Below are 11,754 nucleotides of genomic sequence, written 5' to 3' on the forward strand. Positions count from 1 at the left end.
CAGCCTACAAAACAAAAAACAAATCTCAAAACCAAAGAACCGTGGGGCGCACGGTCTTAAAGCTCAGTTAATGTCCTCATAGAGGAGTCACTGAGAAGCCCACACTCACCTGAAAGGGAGTGTGTGGAGTACGTCACCAAATTGAGAACCTCTATTAAGGCAGCACGGCTGCGTTCTACCTCCTGTGAGGCCAATTTTAACTCAGAGTTATTTTGTCGTGCTAGTTCCAAGGCTTGCTGTATAGTAATTGGCTGAGTTTTTTGAATCGTTACTTCTATCGGGAAGGAAGGTAACTGTAAGGGATTGGGACTAGGATTGAGGTGATCAGATACTTGTGCAACGCTAGATCCAATACTCCTCAACAGGATGGTAAAATTAATACTCACAACTATCATGTAGCGATGAGGTAATGTGTTGAACATTTATACTAATTGCCATAAAAAATACATGAGTAAATTATATTATGAAATGGCATAATGGCTAATTTGTGGCTAATTGCCTTTTTTTAGGCTATTTTGGGCTGATATCGTGAACCACAAAATTCCCGACCTCTCAAAGAAATCGGGAATATAAAAGTATTAATTGTAACTTACAACTTAAACAGATGTACGAGTTGCTTCTAGTAACCTGGAAAAGTAAAACTTTGTTCGCGTCATAGCTTGTCTTTGGACTGAAAAGCCATTTTTTTCCAGAATTTTGATCACATCAGCTTTAGGATGTAAATAAGCGCGAGTGGTTTTACTTGGACCAGGGAAGAAAGTACCGATTTTTTTGAGGATAGTCAGGAAGCAAGTTTTAGGCGCAAAACTGAGAATAATTCGTGATTGCGCTAAAGAACATAGATGAGAAATCATCTCGTCAACTTTTTCTTGAGGGTAATGAATCAGAACATCCAAACAGATAACAGTGTGATAATTACCACCCAAAGATTCCAAATCCTGTACCGTAAAAGAGGGGTTTACAGTATTTGACAAAGCCATTACAGCCCTATCCTGAGCTTCTGATACCATTTTGGCGGAAATGTCGCTGGCATAGACCTTAGCACCACTCATAGCTAGAGGAATACTCAGACTACCAACACCACACCCAGCATCACAAATTGATAATGATGGTAAATTGTTGTCAGCTTCTAACCAGCCGATGACATTATCTACAGTTTGTTGATGTCCAGTGCGAATATCTAGCTGAACCTTGTTGACTTCACCATCACCATAGATGCGCCGCCACCGATCAAAACCCGTGGAGTTGAAGTATTCGCGGACTATTGTTTTATCCTCGGCTGCTTTCATAAACTCAATTGTTAATTGTTCACAATTCTTAAAATTATCATTTGTCATCCCAATTATATGTAAGGCTGCACAGAATCGTGAAATCCAATGAATTTATCCGTCATTATCTGCGTTTATCTGCGGTCAATTATTTTTGAAGTCTTAATTCTATGCAGCTTCATCTGAATTTGGTATCAGCAGATTCTCAGCAACAAAAATTCCAGTCAGTTTAAATTCTTAAAAACTTACTAGCTAATTTAATCGCGTCCGCAATGTCTACATCACCATCACCGTCAGCATCTAGAAATTTATTGAGTAATGGACTACCACCAGATTGCAAGAAACTGAAAACTAAAGGAATTAAAGTGGGTAATAACTGTTGAATTTTGTTCACATCTAGGTTAGTACCTTGGGTGGCCTCTTCCGCCAATTGTGCTTGGCTATCTGGAGAAAATAAGCTGCTTACAGCTTCAAAATTGGCTGAAGTGCCGGCAAATTGATTGACTAGTTCTTGTACGGCTTGACTACCCTCAGTAGCTTGTTTTGCCTGTAAAGATGATTGTATTTGTTTACCAACAACTGATAAAACTGATTCCATGGTGGAAGAGTCTGCACCAACACCATTACCTAATTGTTTAACTGTGGTGGCAATATTTACTAAATTATCCAAACCACCGGGTTGAGTGGAATTGCTAACTGCACCAAGAATTTGATCAAATAGCCCCATTAATTTTTTCCTGTTGTTTTTAATATCTCTAATTATCAATGATACAGCAAAATCAAGTCATCAACAGTTAGAAATCAGGGATAAAGTCAAAATTATTATATTGATCAATGAGCAATTGGTATCACTATTTGTCAAAGTTTTGTTTGTAAGTTACCGAGTAAGAGACCTTCTTTATGAAGTAATATTGCTTTTTCTGAGGCTGTTTGACAATAGCTACTGCCTACTAATAACCCTCCAGATGTACCTAAAAGTCATATTCCCAGGAAGAGACTATACCCCGGAACAACTTTTTTTCTGATACTCACGCGGGGGAATAATTTTTGAAAAGAGTTAAAATGTTTAAACTCATAGATAAAGTTTATATTATGACTGTCAATCAGGCAAGACTACACATACACTGAAATATTAAGTAGGTGAACACAATAAAACCAAACTGTGTAAAGAAACGTAAAATCCCGACAATTTTTAACGCCAACCTACTTAGTTTATCAAAAATTGTTGCTTTTTAGAAAAAGGCAGAAGGTTATGAGTATCAATTGAAACTTTAGCTCTGAGTTTTAATCCCAGTTTAAAGAAAGAATTATACCAAGATGCCCAGGGCGTTAGCGTAGCGGCACGAAGTGCAGTATAAAGCGTCCTTGCTTCAATCCTACCATGGGTAAGGGTGGGTTTCTCCTGCCTCCTGAATTTGCTCTCTGAGAAAAACATTATACAGGTAATAACTTCTATCCTTCATGCCGTTGTCTCGTATTGTTACACTAATTGTTGGCCTGATCGTCATTTTGGCGTTAACCCTATGGCTAATTGATTCTCTTTCCCGATTGTACTGGCAGTTGTCCTATTCGCCGTTGTTAGGTAATTTACTATTATTACTGCTAGTTTTACTGATTTGTGGTTTGATTGCTGCTTTTGTTTATTATGTATTGGTACTGCGGCAGGGGGAAGAAAAATCCCGTCGTCAACGTCAAAGGGTGACTTCTGCCCAAATTCCGGCGGCTAAATCGGATGCGGCTTCTTCTACCTTGCAAGCAGTCCGTCAACAAGTAGCCCAAATTCAAGATGAGGTGACACGCCAAGCTTTACTGAGTCGGACTAAGGAAATTGAGGCGAATTTAGCGAGAGGGGAAATTCAGGTTGTTGTTTTTGGTACTGGTAGTGCTGGTAAAACTTCCCTGGTGAATGGGATTATGGGGCGGATAGTTGGTGAAGTGAATGCACCAATGGGCACGACTCAGGTAGGAGAAACCTATTGTTTACGGTTGAAGGGTTTGGAACGGAAGATATTAATTACTGATACTCCAGGGATTTTAGAACCGGGGGTGGCGGGTACGGAACGGGAACAATTGGCTAGGGCTTTGGCGACGGAGGCGGATTTGTTGTTATTTGTGGTGGATAATGATTTACGCCGTTCTGAATATGAACCATTGCGGGGGTTGGCGGAAATTGGTAAGCGATCGCTCTTAGTTCTGAATAAAACAGATTTGTACACTGAAACTGACATAGAATCAATCTTGGCGAGATTACGGGAGCGAGTACGGGGTTTTATTGCTACTAATGATGTGGTAGCGATCGCTGCCAATCCCCAAATAGCCCAATTAGAAACTGGCGAAACCTTTCAACCTGAAGCGGATATTATCCCTTTGTTACGACGTATGGCTTCCATTTTACGCGCTGAAGGTGAAGATTTAGTGGCAGACAATATCCTCTTACAGTCTTTACGCTTAGGAGAAGAAGCCCGTAAACTGATAGATTCCCAGCGTCGTCGCCAAGCTGATAAAGTTGTTGAGCGGTATCAATGGATTGGCGCAGGTGTGGTTTCTGTCACCCCATTGCCAATGGTAGACTTACTCGCCACCGCGGCGGTTAATGCTCAAATGGTCGTAGAAATTGGTAGGATTTATGGTTGTGATTTAAACATGGAACGGGGCAAGGAATTAGCCCTATCTTTAGGAAAAACTATTGCTGGTTTAGGGATTGTCAAAGGGGCTATTGAATTATTATCAACGGCTTTGCAACTGAATGTGGCTACTTTTATTGTGGGAAGAGCAATTCAAGGGGTGACAGCCGCATATTTAACCCGAATTGCTGGGAAAAGTTTTATTGAATATTTTCGTCATGATCAAGATTGGGGTGATGGGGGGATGACAGAAGTTGTCCAGCAACAATTTCAGATTAATCGCCGGGATGAATTTATCAAAGTTTTTGTGCAAGAAGCGATCGCTAAAGTCGTCAAACCATTAACTGATACCTTTGTAGACAAAGAAGATTATAAGTAAAAACACTGAAATAATTATTGAATATTTCACATACTGAATTATTGTCTATAATTCCGGAAAATAGCAGCCGATGTCAGAAAAGATATATAAGGATTTCTGAGTAATTAGATCATGAACAACCAAATGATCGGCAAGCTATTACAAGAGCGTTACCAAATTGTGCAACCACTTAGTGCCGGAGTGTTTGGACAAACATTTATTGCGGTAGATATGCACCATCCAGAAAAACCCAGATATGTTGTTAAACAACTCAAAGTTAACAACTATCAATCTACCTCCTATTTTGACCACCTCAGACTACGGTTTTTAACAGAAACTGAAACCCTCAAACACTTAGGTCGCCATCCCCAAATTCCCGAATTAATTACCTGCTTTGAAGAAAATAAACGTTTTTATTTAGTACAACAATTTATTCCTGGAGAGTCCTTAGCCGCAGAACTACCAACTAGCTCCCAAAGCTCAGGTAAATGGAGTGAAATTGACGTTATCAAATTTCTAGAAGATGCCCTATATATTCTCGAATTTGTTCACTCTCAAGGTTTTATTCATTGCGATATTAAACCAGAAAACCTCATTAGACGAGGGATAGATGCCAGATTAGTATTAATTGATTTTGGCTCAATTCAACCAATAGATTTTAGTATTGAAACCGAATTATCCATAGATCAAATTCCTGTAACATCCTTGGGTTACATTCCTCCAGAACAATTCATTGGTCAAACCCAACCCAATAGCGACCTTTACTCTTTGGGCATAATTGCTATTCAAGCTATTACAGGACTTGCACCTCTGCAATTAGAAATTGATCCCAAAACCAATGAAATTATTTGGTGTGATCATGATAGCCAAATTAATGATTATTTAATTGCTTTCCTCAATCAGATGATCCGTTATCAACATCAGGAACGGTTTCAATCCGCTCATGAAGCACTATGGGTACTCAAGCATATAAAATGGGAAAATAACCCAGCAGAGATACAAATAGCAGAATCTCAATTATCTTATCAAACTATTGAAAAAACACCTCAGAAATCTCAACCATTACTAGTAGGATTACGATTAGGTTTATTAATTAATTCTGTTTTGCTTGGGTTAGGAGTATATTCTTTATTTAATAATTCTCAAGCTTACTCAGCCACAGAAACTTTATATAAAGCCATAGCCAAATATCAATCTGGAGACCTACAAAAAGCAATTAATTTAGCTCGGTCAATCCCTCTTGATAGTAATCTTTATCCAGAAGCACAAGCCTCAATTGAAGAGTGGCAAAAGCAATGGCAAAAAGACGCAGAACATTATATTTTAGCTGAAAAAGCCTTCAAAGAAAGCCGGTGGACAGAAGTATTACCTCATGCGCCTCAAATTACAGTTAATTCCTATTGGCAAGCAAAAATCCAGCCCCTAGTTGAACAAGCAAAAGTAAATATCGAAGCCCAAACACAAACTCTATTAGCAAAAGCCTATGCAAAAGCTGAAGAAAGAGACTTCTCAACAGCTTTATATTACTTACAGCAAATACCTGAGGCAAGCTCCGCTGGTGCTATAGTTAAACAAAAATTAGCTGAATATAATCAAAAACGTCAAGTTAGATCGGGATATTATTTATATCAAGCCCACAATCAAGCGTCTGTAGGTGACTTTTTTGGGGCAATTAAACTCCTGGAAAGAGTTCCCAGAGATGCTGATGTCTATGCACAAGCAAGAGTCAAACTACAAGAATATTCCCAAAAGTTATGTCTCCGTAATCAACAACAAGAATTAGCGACACTGAAAACACTTGAAATGCAAAACACACTTACGAATAAACACGCCCTTGAGCGTAGAGTATTTTTGCAACCAGAAGATTATTTACAGGAAGTAAATATTCGTAATTAGCGGCAAAAATACGGAGATTTATGGTTTTTGGCATTTTGGCATTTTTTCCATCTGTTGCATTGCTATTCTGGGTACGCGAATGTCTTTGTGCGATAATTCCGACTTGCAGAATCCCTCGGTCTATAACCGGGGGTCTTTTTTGTTTATTCAATTAGATAGAAATGAATTAATTTTCAACGTTCCTGCAGATAGAGATAACTATATCAAAATAAAGTTAAATTCGTAGTCGAACTAGTCCACATTCCAATGTCTTTATTCATAGCCTCCAGCAATTTTTAAGCTGGAGGTAATTTTTTATCTGACTTTCCGCACTTCATTTTGTAATATACGAATATTTCCTTAATTTTATTTTTTATTGTGCGCAAAAGTACATTTTTTTAAATATTTCAAGTGCTAATTGATAATAATTCATCATGAAGTGCGGAATGTGGGTTGTTTATGACTATGTTTCTGTATTTCTTAAACTATTTAAAAATCTTTGCGAGTTCTTTACTTTTACTGCCTATAGTTAAAACTAGGCAAGGAAACAGTCTTGCAAAAAATCAACATCGGGAAAGATAGCACCATGAAAAACACAACTAAAGCAATTTTCAGTCTTGGTTTAATTAGTTTCTTAACCTTAGGTGGAATTTGCCAGAATGCTCTGGCTGCTGAATCTACACAGGTTGGTCAACCTGGAGTACCTACAGCTTCTAAACCCGTAACTTCTAAAAAACCCGCAACCAAAAAACCAGTAGCTAAAAAACCTGCCGTCAAAACACCTACAAAAAAACCAGTTAAAAAATAATTTTCCCCTGTATTTTATCCTTTCATCCACTATTTGCATCATCTGTTTAAAGTAACTTGATCAGGTGATGCAATATTTGATTATTTGGTCTTGATCATGTTAATTAGCTTGGGTAATTATTAAACCCAATCTAACTTTTTAATGATGAATTTTTAGAAAGACTTGATTTTGAAAATAGTGAAATTGATAATAAGCGTGTTGTAAAACAACTACCAACTCCCAATTCACTCTTCACAGTAATTAATCCAGCGTGTTTTTTCGCAATAGTTTGAGCGATCGCTAAACCCAAACCAGAACCACCACAATTATAGGTGCGAGATTCATCGGCTCGCCAAAATCTATCAAAAACCTTTTCCAAATTATCTGGAGCAATTCCTACACCTGTATCTTGGACATTGACGTAGATATAAGAACCTACACTACGAGTGGTAATTTCAATTCTACCTTGTACAGAAGTATAGTGAATGGCATTTTCCAATAAATTAGTAAATAATCGTTTTAATTGCTCACCATCACCAAGGACATATAAATCTTGATCTAATTGTAATTGTATCTGAATTTCTTTAGCCTCCGCTTGAGGTTTGTATAGTGTATATAATTTATCTAAAATTTCTTTTAAATTAATAAAACTTACATCTTGATTAGGGATAATATCAGTTCGCGCTAAAAGCAATAAATCTTCCGTTAAACTAGACATTTGTGTTGTCGCGCTGAGAATAGCCTGAAACTTTTCTAAATCTGTTTCTCGAATTGCTTCTGGATATTTAATCGCCACAACAGCATTACTTTTAATTGCCATTAGTGGACCTCTGAGTTCATGAGAAGCATCAGCAGTAAATTGTTGGAGTTTTTGTAAACTTTCTTCAATTGGTTGCATAGATTGACGAGTTAACCATATTCCACCAATACCACTAATCAGTAAAGCAAAACAAATACCCCCTCCTAAACCCCAATCAAGTTTATTTAAAGTTTTGTTGAGATTTTCTAGTGATTCACTAGCTCTTACATATCCGATTAGCTTACCATCTTCGCTGCCAATTATGGGTAATGTAATGGCGATAATGGGATTTTTACCCGATAGCAGTTGTTTTTTTACATGAGGATCAAGAGGTAAATTTGGTAAATTTTCACCTTGTTGTTGCAGAAGATTTCCTTCTCGATTAAACCATTGTAAACCTTGATGACGATTGGTAATATCTTGAATAGGAAAATCATTATCTAATTTAATTTTACCATTAATATATTCTGAACTAGCAGCAGCACCTTCCGCTAAATCAATTAATTTTTCGGTGATTTCCTGTTCAAGACTGTGAGTCACAAAAATCCTGACTGCTGATGTGAATACTCCTAATATTGACCCAAATACTAATAAATAAGAGAATAATAAGCGATATTTAATTGCCCACAGCATTAGTTACTCCCCAAACGATACCCGATACCATAAACAGTTTCGATAATTTTTTCAGATGCTCCCACGGCTTTTAATTTTTTGCGTAAATTATTAATGTGAGTTTTGACAGTATCTTCACCGGAAATCTTATCAAATTCCCATAATTTATTCAAAATAGATGTGCGAGTTAAGACTTGCTGGGGATTTTTCATAAAATACTCTAAAATCATATATTCTTTAGGTGTTAATAATAGAGTTTGATCTTGATAGCTAATATGACAACTACTAGGATCTAGTTGTAATTTACCATAAACTAAGATGGGTGGACGCACTTCTAAATTTCGGCGAGATAAAGCTCGGACTCTGGCTGTTAGTTCTTCTAAATCAAATGGTTTAATTAAATAATCATCAGCCCCTGCATCTAGTCCAATTACTTTATCTGCTGTCGTATCTCTGGCTGTGAGCATTAAAATTAGGGCGTTATATTTAATAGATCGTAACCGTTTACATAAACTAATTCCATCTAACTTTGGTAGCATTATATCTAATAAAATTATGTCATATTGGGTTGATTGACTATAGTCCCAACCTTCAATTCCATCTTTAGCAATGTCTACAACATAACGTTGATGTTTTAAATCTTCTGCTAAGGGTTTGGCAATACGTTCATCGTCTTCTACAAGTAATATTTTCATAAAGTTAGCTCTAAAAAAATTTATTTTAACAAACTAGAAGTAGCATTAATAATAATTTGTGCTGCACCTGTGAAAAATTCTCTTTGAATATTTTCAGGAATATCACTAGGTTGATGGTAATGAGAATTACGTAAATTCGCCGTATCTATAACCAGAACAGCCCCCACTCCTTAGGTGGGGTTACAGGCAAACCAGTCGGATATTTTTGACAACCAGAATGGTAAAAATATTTACACCTTGAGGAAATTTTTCTAGTTGAGGTTGCCAGCCAAATTTTTGCAGTTTCTTTGTGATATATGTACGGGTACGGATACGCTCCATTTTGCCATAACGCTGAAAATTCAATTTTTGAACATGAGCGAAAAGTTGATTCCTGTCAACCAATAGAGTATTATTCACATTTCGGGGTGTCTCTAGGCTTTGCGGCTGCTGTACAGGAGTATTTTTAACTATCGGTACAATCTCCGATTGTGGAAAAAAACCGCCAATAATCAAAACAATCATGACCCCTAGCACCACCCACAACCATTTTTTGATCATGATTTAACCCCAACTATAGGAAATCAAATATTAAAACTACACCAAGTTTGACAGCTTGTCTTTTGACATGGACATCATGATCAGAGATGTAAAAAGAAAAAGTATACTTTCCCACTTGCCAATTGCCAGTTCCCATCATGAATATGCTAGATTTATTACTCATCACATTGCTAGGGTTCTTGGGCAGTTTTGGACATTGCTTTGGGATGTGTGGACCCTTAACAGTAGCTTTTTCTCTTTCTCAGCAGCAGAAAAATCCGACTTGGCAACAGCAATTAAAATTTCATACCTTACTCAACCTGGGGCGAATGTTGAGTTACGCTTTAGTTGGTGCTGCTATTGGCGCAGTCGGTTCGGTATTAGTAGAAGGTGGACAACTGGCAGGAGTCGGTAGTGATTTGCGGCGGTGGATAGCTATAACTACAGGCATAATGCTGATTTGGTTTGGTTTAGGACAGGTAAAACCAGATTTATTACCGCATATTCCCCTTCTACACCCTATCTTAAAAGGGAATTTACACAACCGTCTCAGTGTAGCCATGCTCAAGTTATCTGCCCAAACTCAATGGTGGACACCGGCACTTTTGGGCATGACTTGGGGATTAATGCCCTGTGGTTTTTTGTATGCGGCTCAAATTAAGGCTGCGGCTACAGGGGATTTGTGGCAAGCGACAGCGACAATGTTAGCTTTTGGCATTGGTACGCTGCCCATCATGCTAGGTGTAAGTGTTTATACGGCTTTAATGAGTAAAGATCGCCGCAGTCAATTATTTCGCTTGGGTGGGTGGTTAACTCTAATGATTGGTGCTATTACCCTCTTGCGGACAGGGGATACGATGACAGACTATAGCGGACACGCTGCTCTAATTTGTTTAATTCTCTCATTGATTGCCCGTCCTGTGAATGGTTTTTGGTCTGCACCTCTGCGTTACCGTCGAGCTTTGGGAGTTGGGGCTTTTGTTCTGGCTGGGGTACATACTATTCATCATTTTGAACATTCTCTAGAGTGGAATTTTAACGCTTTTTGGTTTTTAAAGTTAGAATTTCAATGGGGGATGAGTGCAGGGGCTGTGGCACTGGCATTAATGCTTCCTGCTGTTTGTACAAGTTTTGACTTTCTGCAAAAGTCATTAGGTAAGCGTTGGCGACAAATTCATCTCCTCAGTGTACCAGCTTTGTTATTGAGTGCTATTCATACGGTGATGATTGGTTCTCATTACCTGGGTGCTTTCAGATTAGGTTGGCAAAACCAGTTAGCAGCGGTGTTCCTGGGGATAATTATTTTTGGTGTATTATTAGTGCGTTCACGGTATTTTTGGTTATATTTACATCTAGAAAAATTTTATGTTCCTCCCAATAAGTCTCGGTAAATTGACTCATTATACTCCATGTAACAGCAAAATCAGGTATCTATTATTATTAATTTTATCTGGTTTGATAGTTGCTACAAATACTCAAGTTTTAGCCCACACGGTGAAAATATCCGCAGATGTGGGTGGTACTATCCATTTAGAACCTAATGATAATCCCCGCGCTGGGGAAGTTACTCAAACTTGGTTTGCCCTGACGCGAAAAGGTGGTAAGGTAATTCCTTTAAAAGATTGTAATTGTCGGTTGGCTATTTATGCTGAACCTCATGTAGCCGGAGAACCAGCCTTAATTGAACCTCGATTAAAATCTATTCAGGCTGAACGGTATGAAGGTATACCAGGGGCAGAAATTACTTTTCCCAAACCAGGGGCTTATCAGTTGCAATTGAGTGGTAAACCTGTGACTGAGGGCAGTTTTAAACCTTTTGAGTTAAAGTTTTTTGTCACTGTGGCTACAGGGAAGGCTGTAGATATTTCTCAACTGGAGCAAAATGTCAACGAGAATCAGCAAGGAACAACAATTGGGTTAGCACAACCTTTAATTGGGTTGGGAGCTTTGTTAATTTTAGGTGGTATTGTAGTTTTTTTGAAACAAATGAAGTAAGTTGGCGTTAAAAATGGTCAACGCCTCTGGTACTTTTAAAGCGGATAAAGCTAATTTGAAAGGAAAATTATTAGGTTGATAAAATCTCTGTACAGGACAAAAAATAGAGAAAAAGCTTGCAAAGGAAACAGAGAAAGGGTTTCATAGAAAGTTACCACACAATCAAAGAAACCCCTATGAACCAGATTAACTTATTACGAGACACACTAAAACCACATTTGG

Annotated in this window: 12 protein-coding genes; 5 read left to right on the plus strand and 7 right to left on the minus strand. The window is 37.9% G+C overall.

Annotation, left to right across the window (positions count from 1 at the left end; translation table 11 throughout):
- Positions 1–56: 56 nt before the first annotated feature.
- The 3 genes from PN471_RS00290 to PN471_RS00300 form a co-directional block, all read right to left on the minus strand.
- Positions 57–422 (minus strand): hypothetical protein, encoded by a 366-nt coding sequence (locus tag PN471_RS00290; RefSeq protein ID WP_271775188.1) that lies wholly within the window; start codon positions 420–422, stop codon positions 57–59.
- A gap of 174 nt (positions 423–596) precedes the next feature.
- On the minus strand, positions 597–1,289 hold the full coding sequence (gene bchM, locus PN471_RS00295) for a magnesium protoporphyrin IX methyltransferase (RefSeq protein WP_271775189.1): 693 nt from the start codon (positions 1,287–1,289) through the stop codon (positions 597–599).
- 208 nt (positions 1,290–1,497) lie between these two features.
- Positions 1,498–1,995 carry a hypothetical protein gene (locus PN471_RS00300; RefSeq protein ID WP_271775190.1) on the minus strand — a complete coding sequence of 166 codons (498 nt, stop codon included), beginning with the start codon at positions 1,993–1,995 and terminating at the stop codon, positions 1,498–1,500.
- A gap of 734 nt (positions 1,996–2,729) precedes the next feature.
- Here PN471_RS00300 and PN471_RS00305 point away from each other — a divergent pair.
- From PN471_RS00305 to PN471_RS00315, 3 genes are all read left to right on the plus strand, one after another.
- A complete protein-coding gene (locus PN471_RS00305) occupies positions 2,730–4,271 on the plus strand; it encodes a YcjF family protein (RefSeq protein WP_271775191.1) in 1,542 nt (513 codons plus the stop codon).
- A 111-nt stretch (positions 4,272–4,382) separates the two neighbouring features.
- Positions 4,383–6,146, plus strand: coding sequence for a serine/threonine-protein kinase (locus PN471_RS00310; RefSeq protein WP_271775192.1), 1,764 nt, complete (start codon positions 4,383–4,385; stop codon positions 6,144–6,146).
- A gap of 565 nt (positions 6,147–6,711) precedes the next feature.
- Positions 6,712–6,933, plus strand: coding sequence for a hypothetical protein (locus tag PN471_RS00315; protein WP_271775193.1), 222 nt, complete (start codon positions 6,712–6,714; stop codon positions 6,931–6,933).
- Between the two features lie 130 nt (positions 6,934–7,063).
- Here PN471_RS00315 and PN471_RS00320 read toward each other — a convergent pair whose 3' ends face one another.
- From PN471_RS00320 to PN471_RS00330, 4 genes are read right to left on the minus strand one after another with little or no spacing between them, the layout of a single operon-like run.
- Positions 7,064–8,344: a HAMP domain-containing sensor histidine kinase gene (locus PN471_RS00320; protein ID WP_271775194.1), complete on the minus strand. Its 1,281-nt coding sequence runs from the start codon at positions 8,342–8,344 to the stop codon at positions 7,064–7,066.
- The gene (locus PN471_RS00325) at positions 8,344–9,018 is read right to left on the minus strand and encodes a response regulator transcription factor (RefSeq protein ID WP_271775195.1); all 675 of its coding nucleotides are present in this window, start codon (positions 9,016–9,018) and stop codon (positions 8,344–8,346) included. The genes PN471_RS00320 and PN471_RS00325 overlap by 1 nt, the downstream gene beginning before the upstream one ends.
- A gap of 20 nt (positions 9,019–9,038) precedes the next feature.
- Positions 9,039–9,185, minus strand: a complete 147-nt coding sequence (locus tag PN471_RS23270; RefSeq protein ID WP_334311883.1) for a hypothetical protein — start codon at positions 9,183–9,185, stop codon at positions 9,039–9,041.
- A 13-nt stretch (positions 9,186–9,198) separates the two neighbouring features.
- Positions 9,199–9,558 carry a hypothetical protein gene (locus PN471_RS00330; RefSeq protein ID WP_334311884.1) on the minus strand — a complete coding sequence of 120 codons (360 nt, stop codon included), beginning with the start codon at positions 9,556–9,558 and terminating at the stop codon, positions 9,199–9,201.
- 143 nt (positions 9,559–9,701) lie between these two features.
- Between PN471_RS00330 and PN471_RS00335 the strand changes: the two genes are divergently transcribed.
- Positions 9,702–10,928: an urease accessory protein UreH domain-containing protein gene (locus tag PN471_RS00335; RefSeq protein WP_271775197.1), complete on the plus strand. Its 1,227-nt coding sequence runs from the start codon at positions 9,702–9,704 to the stop codon at positions 10,926–10,928.
- Entirely contained in the window at positions 10,903–11,532 is a 630-nt protein-coding gene (locus PN471_RS00340) for a hypothetical protein (protein ID WP_271775196.1), read from the plus strand. The genes PN471_RS00335 and PN471_RS00340 overlap by 26 nt, the downstream gene beginning before the upstream one ends.
- Positions 11,533–11,754 lie beyond the last annotated feature (222 nt).

This window comes from Aphanizomenon sp. CS-733/32 (genome assembly GCF_028330045.1).
Lineage (GTDB): Bacteria > Cyanobacteriota > Cyanobacteriia > Cyanobacteriales > Nostocaceae > Dolichospermum > Dolichospermum gracile.